Origin of the sequence: Streptomyces sp. NPDC048257 (assembly GCF_043201855.1) — a bacterium.
GTDB lineage: Bacteria > Actinomycetota > Actinomycetes > Streptomycetales > Streptomycetaceae > Streptomyces.
Map to the genome: position 1 here is coordinate 112,729 of NZ_JBICZI010000004.1, position 15,691 is coordinate 128,419.

Annotated in this window: 12 protein-coding genes; 6 read left to right on the forward strand and 6 right to left on the reverse strand. The window is 72.3% G+C overall.

What is annotated here, in order from left to right:
• The first annotated feature begins 46 nt into the window (after positions 1 to 46).
• Genes ACGFZK_RS11110 through ACGFZK_RS11120 form a run of 3 tightly spaced genes read left to right on the forward strand, consistent with a single transcriptional unit; the run spans position 47 to position 4,250 of the window.
• Positions 47 to 1,258: a glycosyltransferase gene (locus tag ACGFZK_RS11110; protein WP_393848929.1), complete on the forward strand. Its 1,212-nt coding sequence runs from the start codon at positions 47 to 49 to the stop codon at positions 1,256 to 1,258.
• Positions 1,255 to 3,021 (forward strand): lipopolysaccharide biosynthesis protein, encoded by a 1,767-nt coding sequence (locus ACGFZK_RS11115; RefSeq protein WP_393848590.1) that lies wholly within the window; start codon positions 1,255 to 1,257, stop codon positions 3,019 to 3,021. Before ACGFZK_RS11110 ends, ACGFZK_RS11115 begins: the two co-directional genes overlap by 4 nt.
• Positions 3,018 to 4,250, forward strand: coding sequence for a hypothetical protein (locus ACGFZK_RS11120; protein WP_393848591.1), 1,233 nt, complete (start codon positions 3,018 to 3,020; stop codon positions 4,248 to 4,250). Before ACGFZK_RS11115 ends, ACGFZK_RS11120 begins: the two co-directional genes overlap by 4 nt.
• 153 nt (positions 4,251 to 4,403) lie before the next feature.
• Here the strand turns inward: ACGFZK_RS11120 and ACGFZK_RS11125 are convergent, their stop codons facing one another.
• Positions 4,404 to 5,927, reverse strand: coding sequence for a hypothetical protein (locus ACGFZK_RS11125; protein ID WP_393848592.1), 1,524 nt, complete (start codon positions 5,925 to 5,927; stop codon positions 4,404 to 4,406).
• A gap of 95 nt (positions 5,928 to 6,022) precedes the next feature.
• Between ACGFZK_RS11125 and ACGFZK_RS11130 the strand changes: the two genes are divergently transcribed.
• Positions 6,023 to 6,562 carry a WcaF family extracellular polysaccharide biosynthesis acetyltransferase gene (locus tag ACGFZK_RS11130; RefSeq protein ID WP_393848593.1) on the forward strand — a complete coding sequence of 180 codons (540 nt, stop codon included), beginning with the start codon at positions 6,023 to 6,025 and terminating at the stop codon, positions 6,560 to 6,562.
• On the forward strand, positions 6,559 to 7,671 hold the full coding sequence (locus ACGFZK_RS11135; protein ID WP_393848594.1) for a glycosyltransferase: 1,113 nt from the start codon (positions 6,559 to 6,561) through the stop codon (positions 7,669 to 7,671). Before ACGFZK_RS11130 ends, ACGFZK_RS11135 begins: the two co-directional genes overlap by 4 nt.
• 22 nt (positions 7,672 to 7,693) lie before the next feature.
• Here the strand turns inward: ACGFZK_RS11135 and ACGFZK_RS11140 are convergent, their stop codons facing one another.
• The 4 genes from ACGFZK_RS11140 to gmd form a co-directional block, all read right to left on the reverse strand.
• Entirely contained in the window at positions 7,694 to 7,909 is a 216-nt protein-coding gene (locus ACGFZK_RS11140; RefSeq protein WP_393848595.1) for a DUF6458 family protein, read from the reverse strand.
• 108 nt (positions 7,910 to 8,017) lie between these two features.
• A complete protein-coding gene (locus ACGFZK_RS11145) occupies positions 8,018 to 8,692 on the reverse strand; it encodes a hypothetical protein (RefSeq protein ID WP_393848596.1) in 675 nt (224 codons plus the stop codon).
• Between the two features lie 96 nt (positions 8,693 to 8,788).
• A complete protein-coding gene (locus tag ACGFZK_RS11150) occupies positions 8,789 to 11,566 on the reverse strand; it encodes a LamG-like jellyroll fold domain-containing protein (RefSeq protein WP_393848597.1) in 2,778 nt (925 codons plus the stop codon).
• Positions 11,567 to 11,812: 246 nt separating this feature from the next.
• On the reverse strand, positions 11,813 to 12,826 hold the full coding sequence (gene gmd / locus ACGFZK_RS11155) for a GDP-mannose 4,6-dehydratase (protein WP_266605102.1): 1,014 nt from the start codon (positions 12,824 to 12,826) through the stop codon (positions 11,813 to 11,815).
• A 411-nt stretch (positions 12,827 to 13,237) separates the two neighbouring features.
• Between gmd and ACGFZK_RS11160 the strand changes: the two genes are divergently transcribed.
• Positions 13,238 to 14,182, forward strand: a complete 945-nt coding sequence (locus ACGFZK_RS11160; protein WP_393848598.1) for a GDP-L-fucose synthase family protein — start codon at positions 13,238 to 13,240, stop codon at positions 14,180 to 14,182.
• Positions 14,183 to 14,204: 22 nt separating this feature from the next.
• Here ACGFZK_RS11160 and ACGFZK_RS11165 read toward each other — a convergent pair whose 3' ends face one another.
• On the reverse strand, positions 14,205 to 15,680 hold the full coding sequence (locus ACGFZK_RS11165; protein ID WP_393848599.1) for a sugar transferase: 1,476 nt from the start codon (positions 15,678 to 15,680) through the stop codon (positions 14,205 to 14,207).
• Positions 15,681 to 15,691 lie beyond the last annotated feature (11 nt).

A 15,691-nucleotide genomic window follows, 5' to 3' on the forward strand; every position in this document is an offset into this window, starting at 1 on the left:
CCAGGGGAGAAGGGGACGCTCAGTGTCCAGATCCGGTCACCGGCGCATGCTGCTGGTTTCCACCAATTACGCTCCGGAGCACGCGGGGATCGGCCCGTACGCCACCCAGATCGCGGAGCACTGGGCGGATCTCGGTCACGAGACCCACGTGCTGGCGGGCATGCCGCACTACCCGGCGTGGTCGCTCGAACCGGAGTACAAGGGCGCGTTCCGGCGCACGGAACAGCGCGCGGGGGTCACCGTGCACCGGCGTGCGCACACCGTGCCGCCGCGCCAGACCGCCGTGAAGCGCGCCCTTTTCGAAGGATCGATTCTCCTGCACGGCGCCGTGGCCCCGCCCCGGATGCCCAGACCGGACGCGGTCCTCGCCCAGATGCCCAGCCTGGCCGGCGGGGTGCTCGCCGCCCGGCTCGCGGCGCGGTGGAAGGTCCCGTACGTCCCGGTCGTCCAGGACCTGATGGGCGCCGCCGCCGCGCAGAGCGGGATCAGCGGCGGCGACAAGGCCGCCGCGATCGCCGGCCGCGCCGAGGCGTACGCCCTCAAGCGCGCCACCCTCGTCGGCGTCATCCACGAAACCTTCGTGGACCGGGTCGTCGGCATGGGCGTGGACCCGGACAGGATCCGTCTCGTCCCCAACTGGTCCCACGTCTCGGTACCCACCAAGCCGCGCGGCGAGACCCGCCACCACCTCGGCTGGGCGCCCGGCGAGACCGTCGTCCTGCACTCCGGGAACATGGGCCTCAAGCAGGGCCTCGAAGTCCTCGTGGGCGCCGCCCGGCTGGATCCGAGCGTCCGTTTCGTCCTGATGGGCGACGGCAGTCAGCGGTCGGCTTTGGCCGACCTCGCGGCGGATGTGCCGAATCTGGACATCATCCCCCCTGCCGCTGACGGCGAGTTCCCGGATATCCTCGCGGCGGCGGACGTTCTCGCGGTCACGCAGCACGCCGCCGTGCTGGACATGAGCGTCCCGTCGAAGCTCACCTCCTACTTCCAGACCGGCCGTCCCGTCGTCGCCTCCGTGGCGGCGCAGGGTGGTACCGCCCAGGAAGTGGAACGCTCGGGCGCGGGGGTACTCGTACCGCCGGAGGACCCGGAGGCCCTGCTGAAGGCCGTACGGGCCCTGGCCGAGGACCCCGAAGGCGCGGACGCACTGGGAGCGGCCGGACCCCGCCACGTGGCGGCCCATCTGAGCCGCGAAGCGGGCCTGGCCCGCATCGACGCACTGATAGACGAAGCACTTGGGGGACCCCGGCCGTGATCGAGACGAACCGCCCTGCAGCGGCACCGGCCGACGACGAACCGGATCTCCTCAGAGACCAGTTCCGGCAGCTCCTGCGCTACCGCAGGCTCATCGGCGCGGGCATCGGGATCGGTCTGCTGGGCGGCGTCTACCTCGGTATCTCCACCGCCGACACCTATGTCGCGACCGCCGACGTCGTCCTGCGCGCGCCCACCGACGACCCGTTCAACCCCAGCCTCGCGCCGGACAAGGCGATCAACATCGGCTCGGAGCGCCAGGTCGCGCTCAGCTCCTCCATAGCCAACGAGGCGGCGAAGAAGCTCGGCGTGACCGCCTCCGGCTTCGCCGCCCTGCGCAGCGGCCTTCAGGTGACCAACCCGCCGCAGACCATGGTGCTGCGCTTCACGTACACGGCGGACTCCCCCAAGGAGGCCGCCAAGCGCGCCAACGCGATGACCGAGGCGTACCTGCTCAAGCGGCAGGAGTCCCTCGACGCCACCCGCGACAAGATGGTCAAGGGGTACAAGGAGCAGCGCGATCCGATCTCCAAGCAGCTCGACGAGCTGTCGAAGGAGATCGCCCGGATGCCGGCCGGCGCCGGACGCGACGCCGCCAGCTCCTCCAAGACCGACCTGCAGAGCGAGGTCGGCGGCTACAACACCAAGATCACCAAGCTTGAAGCCCTGGACATGACCCCGGGCCGCGTCACCAGCGCCGCGACCGCGCCCCCCGGAGCCGACGGCCCCGGCATCCTGATGTCCCTCGCGCTCGGCGCCGCCGTGGGCCTCGCCCTCGGCCTGCTGGCCGCATGGGTCCGGCTCGTCTTCGACCCGGCCCCGCGCTCCGAGGGCGATGTCGCACGGGCGCTGCGCGCGCCCGTCCTGGGCTATCTGCCCCGGGACCGGACGGGCGGCGGACCGCTGCTCGCCGCCGGTGAGGCCGATCCCCGGCTCGCCGAGGAATACCGCTCGGTGGCCTTCCGCCTCGCCTACGACTCCCGCTTCGCCGACCGGCGCCGCCTGCTCGTCGTCGCCCCGCGCGGCAGCAGCGAGACCGCCGCCGCGGTGGCCGTGAACCTCGCCGCCTCCTTCGCGGAGACCGGCAAGGACGTGCTCCTCATCGAGGCCGACCTGCGCACCCCGGTCCTGGCCAGCCAGTTGCCGACGGACGCCGGCGGCCGGCCGCGCTGGAGCCAGACCCCGGGCAGCCCGACCGGCGGCGGACGCCACTCGGACACCGAGTGGCCCGACGGACGCCAGCTCGTCGTGGACGCCGGGGAGTCCGGCTCCTTCGACCTGATCCCGGGCGAGCGCGCGCGCAACGTCCCGCGCTCGCTGACCTCCGCCCGCGCCACCCGGCTGATCTCCGAGGCCGACTCCCCCAACTCCACGGTGGTCGTGCTCGCGCCTCCCGTGCTCTCCTACGCCGACGCCCTCGCCCTCGTCGACCGCGTCGACGGCGTCCTGGTCGTCTGCGACCCGCGCGCCGTGCACCGCACCGACCTGTCCCGGATCCGCGAGCTGATCAGCGGCGCCGGCGGCACCGTGCTCGGCGCGGTGCTGCACGCGCCGCTGCCCGGCGAGAAGCGCGGGCGCGGCAAGGACAAGGGCGGCCCGGCCCCGACCGGCCCCGGCGGGGGCCCCGGGACCGCCCCGAAGCCCGGGAAGTCCGTGCCGCAGCCCCAGCCGATCCCCTACGAAGTGGCCGAGCCCGAACAGCACATCCCCGGTGACGGCACCGACACCGTCGCGCTGCGCACCGTCCGCATGGGCCGCAGATGAGCCGACGCGGCCTCGCCGCCGTCGCGTCCGTCCTTGACCAGGCAGCGTCCAGCGCCACCAACATCCTGGTGCTGGTGCTGGCCGCCCGGCTGTCCTCGGCGTCCGGCTTCGCCGACTTCTCGATGGTGTACGTGACCTTCAGCGTGCTCCTCGGACTGAACATGGCCTACGTCGGCCAGAGCCTGGTGCTGGAGAAGGGCGGGCGGCTCGGCGCCGCATGCCGCTCGGCCGTGGGCTTCACCGCCGCCGCGTCGGCCGCCGTGGGCGCGCTGCTCGTGGTGGTGGGCCTCGTGCTGCCCGGGGCCACCGGGACGGCGTTCCTCGCGCTGGGCCTCGTCCTGCCCCTGGTGCTCCTCCAGGACGGCCTGCGGTACTGCTTCTCCGCGCTGCGCGCCCCCGAGCGGGCGCTGGCCGCCGACGCGCTGCGGCTGGCGTGCGTGGTCGCGGCGCTGGCCGTGCAGCCCGAAGGGGCCTCGGCGGGGCGGCTGGTGCTCGCGTGGGGGCTCTCCGCGCTGCCCGCGCTGGGGGTGGGGCTGTGGCTGCTGCGGCCGTACGTGCGCGGCAGCCGGGCCGACCTGCGTCCGTACCTGCGGCGGGGTCACCTCGGGCAGCGGTTCGTGGTCGAGTTCGCGGTGGGCAACGGCTCCAGCCAGCTCGCCGTCCTGGGCCTCGGCGTCTTCGCGACGCCGCTGGCCGTCGGCGCGCTGCGGGGTGCGACCACGCTGTTCGGGCCGCTGAACGTGCTGTTCAACTCGGCGAACGCCTTCGGGCCGCCGGTGCTCGGGCGGCTCGGCGGCAAGCGGGCCACGGTGCGGGCCACGGCCGCGCTGGGGCTCGTCCTCGCGGCGGTCGGCGCGGGCTGGGCGACGGTGCTGTACCTGCTGCCGGAGCGGCTGGGCCGGGAACTCCTCGGCGACACGTGGGGGGCGGCGTCGGCGCTGCTGCCGGCCACGGGGGCGCAGTACGCGGTGATGGGGCTCGGCACGTGCGCCTTGCTCACCCTGCGGGTGCTCGCGCCGAAGGCCACGTTGTCGTTGCAGGTGGTCTTCTCGCTGCTGTCCGTGGGGCTGTTGCTGGGCGGGTACGCGGTGTGGGGGGTGGCGGGCGCCGCGTGGGGCCTGGCGGCCGGCTCGGCCCTCAAGGCCCTGGCCGCGTGGTGGCGCGTCACGCGCCTCCCGGCCGGCGCCGCCTCGCGGGACACCGAGCCCGTGCCGGCTCCTGCCGCCTGATCCGCTGCGCGGCGCTTCTCCCCGCCCCGCCCTTCCACCGTTCCCCGGGCTCTGCCCGGACCCGGTCCTCAAACGCCGGACGGGCTGAAAGAGCCCCGCCGGCGTTTGAGGCGCGGGGTCCGGGGCGGAGCCCCGGGAAGCGGCGGGGCGCGGTCAGCGGAGGGTGGTGGACTTGTCCGTGCGGTAGGTCGCGACCAGCGCAAGGCAGAGGGCCGCGATCGCCACGCGTCCGGACGCCTGGAGCAGCGGTCCGCGCAGCAGGATGAAGGAGTAGCCCGCGACCAGCGGGACCACCACCGAGATCAGGCTGCCCGGTGGGCTCCGCCGGGTGGCCCGCTTCGCATAGCGCCGGTCGACCCGCGCCGAGGCGTACCCCATGCCCAGCAGCCCCGCACCCATCCCGAGCGGCCCGAAGTCGAGCCACAGCTCCGCCCAGATCGGGGAGGAGAGGTTGGTGTTGACCGTGCCCATCCACTGCCCGACCATCACGCCCGTGTCCCGCGGCTTGCCGGGCCACACCGCGCGCGGCACCGCGAAGAACACCGATCCCGCGAGCTGGCGGCCGTAGAAGTGGCCGGGGCCGGAGTTCGAGAAGGTGATGGTGTTCGCGAACATGCCGATCTGGTCGTAGTCCTTGAGAGCCATCGGCTCCAGGAAGGACGTGGTCTCGACCGGCCGGTAGTTCTTCTCGTCGTAGCGGAAGCGGTCCGCGAACGGGAAGACCAGGAGGGCGACGACGACCGCCATCGACAGCGCCACCCGGTACATCGCCGCGCTCACCGGGAAGACGGTGAACAGCAGCGCGAACATGACCGTCAGGAACCAGTAGCGCGGGTTCGAGATCGGGTTGTTGACGATCAGGTTGAGGCCGGCGAGCGCCGCCCACGTGACGATGATCGACACCTTGCGGCGGGCGAACTTCGAGGTGATCAGCCAGCGGGTGTACAGGAGCAGCGCGAGCAGCGCCGGTACGGTGCCGAAGCCGCGCAGCAGGGCCTGGCCGGCCTGGCCGTCGCCGTTGGAGACGCCCGCCTCCTCGATGCCCGCGATGATCTCCTGGCGGCTGGAGAAGAAGACCGCCGGGCCGCCGAGCTTCATGATGAAGACGGCGCTGCACAGGAACGACAGGACCGTCAGGAGCTGGAGCCGGCGCCGGTGCGTCATGACGGGCTTCGACTCCTTCTGGGAGCCGCCCGCGCGCCCGGCCGGCCGGTGCCGGGCCAGCAGCACGCCGACGTCGAAGGCCGTGCAGCCGAGCAGGACGAGCCCGATGGCGACGGTCAGGTCGGAGCGCGGGCCGACGACCGGGGTGGGGACCTGGCCGAGGACGGCCTGCGCGAGCGGGGCCACCCCCATGGCCATGTAGACGAAGAGCCAGAAGGAGCCCTGGAGCAGCTTGCGGCGGCTGGTGAGCACCATCGCGGAGAGCCGGGCGCCTGCGTACATGGTGAGCAGCAGCTGGAGCCAGAACGCCGCGTCGCGGGCGCCGGCGCCCGACTGGAGGGCGACGAACAGCGGGAGGAAGACGGTGAATCCGAGCGCGAGCGGGACGGACAGCGCGCGCGAGAGGAGAGTGCGCGGGAGGGTGGCCCGGCCCCACAGGCTCTCGTCCTCGAAGGGGGACGGAGCGGGCTGCTTCGCGGGCGCTGCGGAGGGCTTGCGTATGTCCGTCGTCACTGCCGCCCCCACCCGATGTGCCTGGTCCGCGCGCAGTCTAGTCTGAGCGGGCCACGCCCGGGGAGGCGGCGGCGGAGTGCAGATGGGGGCGACAGTTGCGGGATCTTCCTTCCTTCACGCTGGCCGGGTACGACAAGGGGCGCGGGCTGCTGATGCAGGCGCTCTGGTTCGCCGTGATGAACACGCTGTTCATGAGCTGGTTCTGTCCGGCGCGGCTGCGGGTGGCGCTGCTGCGGGCGTTCGGGGCGAAGATCGGCGAGGGCGTGCTGATCCGGCACCGGGTGCGGGTGCTGTGGCCGTGGAAGCTCGAAGTCGGGGACCACACCTGGATAGGTGAGGGCGCCTGGCTGCTCAACCTGGAGCCGGTGACCATCGGGGCGAACGTGTGCGTCTCGCAGGAGGCCATGCTGTGCACCGGTTCGCACGACCACCGGGTCGCCGACTTCCGCTACCGCAACGCCCCGATCGTGGTCGAGGACGGCGCGTGGGTGGCCGTACGGGCGACCGTGCTGGCCGGGGTCACGCTGGGCCGCTGCGCGGTCGCGGGTGCCGGTGCGGTGGTCCACAGAGACCTTCCCGCACTGACCCTGCAGACGATGGACGGGCAGCGCCGCCCGGTCGAGGAGCCCAAGTGAGAGTCCTGCACGCCGTCACGCTCCACTCCCCCTCGCACGCCTTCGGCGGTCCGGTCCGGGTCGCGCTGAACCTGGCGAAGGGGCTGCGGGACCGGGGCCACGAGGCGCGGCTGCTCGCACTCGGCGAGGGCTTCGAGGAGTGGCCGACCTCCGTGGAGGGCGTTCCGGCGAAGCTGTTCCCGGCCCGCCGGCTGCTCCCCCTGGGCTTCAGCGGGATGACCTCGCCGGCGCTGCTGGCCTCGGCCGGGCGGCTGGTGCGGGACGCCGATGTCGTGCACGTCCACCTGGCGCGTGACCTGGTGACGCTGCCGGTGGCCCTGGCGGCGCTGCGGGCGGGCAAGCCGCTGGTGCTGCAGACCCACGGGATGGTGGACCCGAGCGAGAAGCTGCTGGCGAAGGTGCTGGACGCGGTGGCGGTACGCCGGCTGCTGCGCGGCGCGGACGCGGTGCTGTACCTGACCCCGCACGAGCGGGAGGGGCTGGACGCGGTGGTCGGGGCGCCGCTGGCGCAGGCGGTCCGGCTGGTCAACGGGACCCCGGCGCAGGAGGAACGGCCGCCGCTGAGCGGCCCGCCGCGCATCCTGTACTCGGCGCGCCTGCAGGCCCGTAAGCGGCCGGTGGACTTCGTGGACGCGGCCCCGGCGGTCCTCGCGGCGCACCCGGAGGCCCACTTCGTGGTCGCGGGACCGGACGAGGGCGAACTGGCTGCCGTGCGGGACCGGATCGGGGCCCTGGGCCTCACCGGCCGGTTCACGGTCCCGGGGGCCCTGTCCAGTGCGCAGGTGCTGGCGGAGCTGCGGCGGGCGCACGTGTACGTCCTGCCCTCGGTGGACGAGCCGTTCCCCATGTCGGTCCTGGAGGCCCTCGCGGTGGGCGTCCCGTCGGTGGTGACCCACTCCAACGGCCTGGCCCGGGACATCACACGGGCGGGCGCCGGCCGCGCGATCGAGCCGGGCCCGGCGGGCGTGTCCACCGCGGTCCTGGACCTGCTGGACCCCGCCACCGCCCGGGAGACCTCCCGCGCGGCCCGCGAACTGGCCGCGGAGTCCTTCTCCATGGACGCCGTCCTGGACACCCTCCTGCCGGTCTACGAGAACATCCGCCACTGAGGAAACGGCTCCGGCCGCGGCGTCAGATGACGTCCCGGCGGTGTTCCTCCACCACCGGGATCGCGCCCGCGGCCCGGCGGCGCTTGTAGATGCTGGTGTACACGGCGAGGCCGATGCCGCCCACCGCCATCATGATCAGGCCGACCAGGTCGAGGTTGACGCTCTCCATCTCCCAGTCGCTGGCGAAGGTGAGGATGGCACCCACCACGATCAGGACGATGCATCCGCCGATGCCCATGGGTCCGCCTTCCGCTGTTGTGGCTGTGACGGCGCGGGTACCCGGGTTCCGGGTACGAAAACGCCCCCGGGGGCCGGGAGTCCGGTCCTCGGGGGCGTTGTCGGTCGGCTACGCGGGGATCCAGGCGTAGCAGCCGGAGGAGTTGAACTCCGCCGTGCCGGCCGGGATCGCCGCCGTGATCTTGTCGCCCGCCTTGGGCGGGGTCTCGGGGCCCGAGGCGAGGACGGCGCCGTCCTTGCCCTTGGCCTCCCAGGTGCAGTTCGTCGCCTGGGTCAGCGCCCGGTAGTTGCCTGCCGCGGGCGAGGTACGGGGGCCTTCGGGGAAGCCCTTCTCCGCCGCGGCGAGGATCGGCTTCTGGTCCGGGCACAGGATCGTGATCGCGTCCTTGGCGCCCGCGATCTCGCCCGTGATGACCGCGCCGGTCGCCGCGTCCTTGTCGCGCTTCGCGGTGCGCGCCACCCGCTGGCAGGCCTCCTGGCCCGTCTGCAGAACGGCCGCCGGGTCCATCTTCTCGGGGACCCGGCCGCTCAGGTACTTCTTCTCCTGCGCCGTGAAGCTGCCCGTCTTCGGGGTGAGCTTCGCGTCGGGCAGGACGGGACCCGTCGGCTTCGCGTCGGCCGCGGAGCCCGACGGCTGCGGGGTGTCCGCGGGGTCGGGGGCCGACGACGAGGCCGGGGGCTTGGGCTTGGCGCCGGAGTCGGCCTTGTCCCCGCCCGAACTGCAGGCGGTGAGCGTCAGGGCGGCGGTCAGCAGGACAGCAGCCGCTGCGGAGCGTCGGTACATCGGATGGCTCCCGTACTCAAGGGGGTGTGCAGCGGGGCCCGGCCACGTAGAGCCGGGCCCCGCACGCCGTCAGGCGCTTGTTTCGGCTTTCGTCGCTTACTTCGCGCCGAAGGTGAGGACCAGCTGCGGAGTACCCTCCGCCGCCGTGGCCTCGGAGGACCAGATCCACAGCGGGTCGGTGCCCGTGCTCGTCAGGCCCAGGCTGTAGCTGTTGCCCAGCACCGCGGAGAGCGCGGTGGTGTCCAGCTCCACGTTGTGCACCGCGGAGCCGTCCGGCACGCCCGCGATGCTGCCGAGCGGGGTGGTGCCGAGGGTGGGCTTGGTGTTGAACGTGGTGCCCGCGCCGCTCCAGGTGCCCGTGACCGGGACGACCTTGACGGTGTCGGCGGTGCCGGCGCCCGCCTGGGTGCTGGTCTTGAACTGCAGCGAGGCGGACTTCAGGACCTGGCCGGCCGGGGCGGCCGGCAGGTTGAAGCGCAGGTACGTCTCGTACGCCGAGGTGCCGCGCACCGCGAGCGAGGTGGACGTGCCGTAGGCGGTGCTCGGAGCGCCCTGGTTGATGTAGGTGTCCTCGGTCGTCTTGACCGCGGAGACCGACTCGGTGGGCGCCTTGGCCAGGTCGAAGTGGTTCTTGACCTGGGCCTGGGTGAGCGTCGACGGGTAGACGGCCGTCTCGTCGATCTGACCGGCGAAGAAGTTGCTCGTCGGGCGGGTCGGCCAGCCGGAGAGGTTGTCACCGCCGACGTGCCAGAAGCCCGCGTAGGCAGTGGTGCTGGTGGCGTTGAGCGAGCCCTTGTTCTGGCCGTCGACGTACAGCGTGATGCCGCCGGGGCCCTGGGTGCCGACCACGTGGTGCCACTTGTTGTCGTTGTACGTCTCGAAGAGGCCCGTCGAGACGGTCCGCATCGACCCGTTGTGGACACCGAAGATCAGACGGCCGGTGTTGGTCATGTAGATCTGGCGGTCGAACGAGCCACTGTTGCGGTCGGTGTTGTTGCCGAAGCCGATCAGCTTGCCGCCGCGCGTGGTGTTCGTCTTGAACCAGGTCTCGACGGTGAACGTGCTGCCGACCGTCTGACGGTGGTCGCTGTACACCTGCTGGCTGGTCCCGTTGAAGCCCATCGCCGTGCTGGTGCCGGAGAGCGCACCGGGCGTCTGGCGCAGGGCCGGGGCGTTGAGCTGGACACCGCTGGTGTTGCCACCGTTGGAGGAGTCGGCGACGTACGGGCTGACCGTGTCGTCGTAGCGCCAGTACAGCTGGGCGCCGTCCGTGCGGACCTGGTTCGGGTACGTCTGGACCGAGGTCGGGACCGTCACCGAGGCCACGGCCGACAGGGCGCTGGTGTTGCCCGCCGCATCGGTCGCGGTCACCCGGTAGGTGTAGCTCTGGCCGGCCTTGACCGTGGTGTCGTTCCAGGAGGCCTGGGGACGCGTCCACTCCAGCGAGCTGGCGGTGACCGTGGCGGCCGGGGTGGCCGAGCCGTTGCGGTAGATGCGGTACGTCAACTTGCTGTCGTCCGCGTCGTAGCTGGTGCGCCAGCGGACCTGGGCCTCGCCGGGCTTGACGCTGGAAGCGCTGGCCACCGGGGTGGTCGGGGCGCCGACGTCGCCGGTGGAGGCGAAGCGGGTCAGAGCCTGCTGGGCCTTGCCGTTGATGAGGGTGAACTCACCGCCGACCCACATGTACTTGACGTCGTTCTTCTCGGCCACGGACATGACGCGCGGGCCGATGCCCTCGCCGAGGCCGTCGTTGGCCGTGGGGTGCCAGCCGAGCTTGCCGGGGCCGCGCACGAAGCCGTCCACGGGCGCGGGGGCGGCGCCTTCGTGGTTGGTCGGCTGGGCCAGCAGGAAGTTCCGCTTGCCGTCGGGGAACTCCAGCTCGGTGGAGCAGTCGTGCCCGTGCGAGGAGCTGTAGAGCACTCCCTCGTACGGCAGGACGTACTGGGTGGCGCCGAGGCAGCGGTCGCGCCACTTCTCGGTGAAGTCGCTCAGCCGCAGGCCGATGCGGCCGTCGAAGACGCCGCCGCCGGAGCCCTCGTGGCCCGTGTAGAAGCCGGTGTCGTCCGTGGAGATGTCCTTGACGACCGAGTTCGACGGGATGTTGCCGTACGTCTTGGTGACCGCGCCCGTCGTGGCGTTGACCACGGCCAGGGCGTGGCTGTTGGAGTTGTTGACGGTGAAGAAGTCGCCGCCGAGGAGGACGTTCTTGCCGTCGGGGGTGACCTCGACCGCGCGGCCCGGCTCGTCGACGTTGGCGACGAAGGGCTTGAGCGCACCGGAGGAGGCGTCCACGGCGGCGAACCGCTCGCGGGTCTGGCCCTCGACGGTGGTGAAGTCGCCACCCGCGTACAGGGTGTCGTCGGTGACGGCGAGCGCGCGCACGGTGGCGGGGAAGCTCGGGTGGAACGAGGCCTTGGGGGTGCAGCTCGCGATGTCGATGGCCGCGATGCTGGAGACCGGGGTGCCGTTGACGGCGCCGAAGTAGCCGCCCGCGTAGAGGGTCTTCTTGTCCTTCGAGACGACGAGCGTACGCACGGTGGCGGTGCCGTCGCCGATGGTGAAGGCCAGCTTGCAGGAGGTGGGGTTGCCCGTCGCGGCGTCGAGCGCGACGAAGTTCACGGCATCCTGTTCGGCTCCGGCCGCGCCCTCGGGCGGGCGGACGGCCGAGAAGGTACCGCCGGCGAAAACGGTGCCGTTCGCCTGGGCCATCGCCCAGACGATGCCGTCCGGCTGCCAGGTCGGCAGCGCGTCGGCGGTGAATGCCACAGGCGGCGTGATGGCGGACGCCTGAGGCATCAACACCAGGCCTATGCCGGTACCCGCACCGGCCAGTGACAGGACGAGGGCAGCAGTCAGCCCTCTGGATCTACGCATGAGCCCCCCAGGGCAATCGCCCGGTTTGATGGCTGGAACTATCCGAACAGCCATATGTACTGGCGCAGACTAGGGCTCATACGAAGGCCCGGTCACCTCCCTTGACCCATTGCATACCAACTTGGAATCAATAGGTTCAGCATGGAGGGTGCACAAGGGACATACGGCAGGTTTACCCCGGCCACACCCCCGCAGAGCTGCGGCGTATGACCGGAACACGGCAAACCGTAGGGGAAATATAAGGCCTCAGCGGTCGATCCGGACCGTCACGCCCGCCAGTTGGTCCTCAACCTGACGGATATCGGCGTCGACCATGATCTGCGCCAGCTCCGCCACCAGGACCGTCGGCTTCCAGCCAAGCAGGTCATGGGCCTTGGAGGCGTCGCCGATGAGGGCGTCGACCTCGCTCGGGCGCTCGTACTTGGGGTCGTAGCGCACGTGCTCGGTCCAGTCGAGACCGGCGTGCGTGAAGGAGGACTCGACGAACTCGCGGACGGTCGCGGCCACCCCGGTGGCGACGACGTAGTCGGTGGGCTCGTCCTGCTGGAGCATCCGCCACATGGCGTCCACGTACTCGGGGGCGTAGCCCCAGTCGCGCACCGCGTCGAGGTTGCCGAGGTAGAGGTGGTCCTGGAGACCGGCCTTGATACGGGCCACCGCGCGGGTGATCTTCCGGGTCACGAAGGTCTCGCCGCGGCGCGGGGACTCGTGGTTGAAGAGGATCCCGTTGACGGCGAACATGTCGTACGCCTCGCGGTAGTTCACCGTGGTCCAGTACGCGAAGACCTTCGCGGCGCCGTACGGGCTGCGCGGGTGGAACGGGGTGGCCTCGTTCTGCGGCGGCGGGGTGGCCCCGAACATCTCGGAGGACGACGCCTGGTAGATACGGGTGTCCACACCGCTGGCCCGGATGGCCTCCAGCAGCCGCAGCGCGCCGAGGCCGGTCACGTCGCCCGTATAGAGCGGGGCGTCGAAGGAGACGCGGACGTGGGACTGCGCGCCGAGGTTGTAGACCTCGTCGGGGCGTATGTCGCGGAGCAGGTTCACGAGTGCGACGCCGTCGGAGAGGTCGGCGTGGTGCAGGACGAAGGACCGGTTGGCGGTCTGCGGGTCCTGGTAGATGTGGTCGACCCGCTCCGTGTTGAAGCTGGAGGACCGCCGCACGAGACCGTGCACCGTGTAGCCCTTGGAGAGCAGGAGCTCGGCGAGGTACGAGCCGTCCTGTCCGGTGACACCGGTGATCAGTGCGGTCTTGCCCATGGGGTCCCCTTGATGGTGGTTGCTGTCGGTCGTGATGAGGCGGTGCCTCGGGGTGAGGCGGTGCCTCGGGGTGGGTGCGGAGCGGGCCTTCGGGCGTCGCACCGAACGGCCCGGCCGCGGCCCGGGGGCCGGATTGCGTTACCGTACACGGCTGCTCCGGGGCCGCCCCGGCGGGGCGGACGCCCCTGCCCGGAGCGGACGCAGGCCGGGCCGGCCCTGGTTCCGGTCGCCGCCCCGGCGCCGTCCGGGCCCGGGCCGAGGGCCGGTCCCCCCGCCCCGGCCGGCGGGCCGGGGCGGGGACGGCGTCCGGGCCCGGGCGGGGCACCGGGGCGGGCCTCCTGCCCCCGGGCCGGAGCCCGCCCCCGTGGACCCCTGCGAGCCCCGCGGGAGCGGACTGGCATCATCGGCGGTATGACAAGTTCGCTGCCGCTCCTGCCCCCGAACGCCCGCGTCTTCGTCGCGGGCCACCGCGGCCTCGTGGGGTCCGCGGTCGCCCGGCGGCTCACCGCCGACGGCCACGAGGTGCTCACCCGGGGCCGGGCCGACCTCGACCTGCGCGACGCCGCCGCGACCGGGGCGTACCTGAAGGACGTCCGCCCGGACGCCGTGGTGCTGGCCGCCGCCAAGGTCGGCGGGATCATGGCCAACAGCACGTACCCGGTGCAGTTCCTCGAGGAGAACCTGCAGATCCAGCTCAGCGTGATCGGCGGCGCGCACGCCGCCGGCGTGGGCCGGCTGCTGTTCCTCGGGTCGTCCTGCATCTACCCGAAGCTGGCCCCGCAGCCGATCCGCGAGGACGCCCTGCTGACCGGCCCGCTGGAGCCGACCAACGAGGCCTACGCCCTCGCGAAGATCGCCGGCATCGTCCAGGTCCAGTCGTACCGCAAGCAGTACGGGGCCTCGTACATCTCGGCGATGCCGACGAACCTCTACGGCCCGGGCGACAACTTCGACCTGGAGTCCTCGCACGTCCTGCCCGCCCTGATCCGGCGCTTCCACGAAGCCGCCGCCGAGGGCCGTGACGAGGTCACGCTGTGGGGCTCGGGCACCCCGCGCCGGGAGTTCCTGCACGTGGACGACCTGGCCGCGGCCTGCGCCGTGCTGCTGAACACCTACGACGGCGACGAGCCGGTCAACATCGGCTGCGGCGAGGACCTGACCATCAGGGAGCTCGCCGAGACGGTCGCCGAGGTGACCGGCTTCCGCGGCCGGCTCGCCTGGGACACGTCCAAGCCGGACGGGACCCCGCGCAAGCTGCTGGACGTGAGCCGCCTGACCTCGCTCGGCTGGAAGCCCGGCGTCCCGCTGCGGGACGGCATCGCCGCCACCTACCGGTGGTGGCGCGAGCAGAGCTGATCGCACAGGCGGCCCAGGTTCCTCAGTACGCTCCGCGACCGTCGACGACGGCGCGGAGCGTACGGCCCATCACGTCGACATCGCTGGTGAAGGACCAGTTGTCGACGTACTGCAGGTCAAGCTGGATCGTTTCGTCCCAGGACAGGTCGGACCTGCCGCTGATCTGCCACAGCCCCGTCATCCCGGGCCGCACGGTGAGCCGGCGCAGCTCGACCTCGTCGTACTTCGCCACCTCCTCCGGAAGCGGCGGCCGCGGGCCGACGAGCGACATGTGGCCGGTCAGTACGTTGATGAGCTGGGGGAGTTCGTCCAGCGAGGTGCGGCGCAGCAGCCGGCCCACCCGGGTCACCCGGGGATCGCGGCGCATCTTGAACATCAGGCCGTCGTTCTCGTTGGACCCGGACAGCTCGGCCTTGAGGGCGTCGGCGTCCATGACCATCGTGCGGAACTTCCACATGACGAACGGGGCGCCGTCGCGGCCGATCCGCCGCTGGCGGTAGAAGGCCGGGCCGCGCGAGCCGAAGCGTATGGCCAGGACGATCCCCAGGAAGAGCGGGGAGAGCAGGAGCAGGCCGGCCGCGGCCCCCACCCGGTCCAGGGCCGACTTCAGCAGGGTCTGCACCCCGCGGCTGACGGGCGGTGCGACGCGCAGCACGGCGAGCCCGCCCGCGGACAAGGTCTCCAGCCGCTTGACGGAGACCTCCACCAGGCCGGGGAAGACGGCGAGTTCCAGGCCCGCGTCGTGCAGGGCCCAGGCGATCCGGCGCAGCCGCTCCCCCGTGATCCGCACGCCGGGGGCGACGAGCACCAGGTCGGCGTGGTGGCTGGCGACGGCGCCGAGCACGGCCGCGGAGTCACTGTTCGGGACCTCGGGCGTATATCCGTCGAGGCGCGCCGCGACGGGTACCCCGCTGGCGAGCGGCCCGGCACCGACCGGGACCACGCCGACGACCACGTACGGGTGGTCGGTGCGGGCGGCGAGGTGCGCGATGACGTCCTCGGCCGCGTCGGGCTCGCCGACGACCAGCACCCGGCTGACGGCCTGGGCCTCGCGGCGGGCGGCCGAGAGGTGGCGGTAGGTCAGCTTGTGGACGGCGACGGTGATGAGCAGAGCGGGCAGCAGGGCGCCGAGAGCGGACAAGCGGGGGGTGGCCTCCTCGGTCACCACGCGCGCCACGGCCAGGACGCCGATCAGAATCAGCCAGTCATGGACGACCGGTAGCACACCGCGGGACTCCCCGAGCACCCGGGCCGCGTAGCGCCGGCGCAGCGCCTGCACCCCGGTCCACGCCACGGCGGCGGCCAGGGCGCAGTAGACCGGCCGGACCTGCTGCGCGGCGTCGAAGACGAGTCCTACGGGAATGGCGGCGCCGAGGAAGTCGGCGGTGATTGCGGCCGGGCGGTACCAACGGGCCTTGTCCCCGAGGCGCCGTGCGGGCGCAAGGGACTCCCGGGCCGCCCTGGCCACTCTTTGCGCAGGAAAATGGACATGCCTCATGGGCCCCCCTG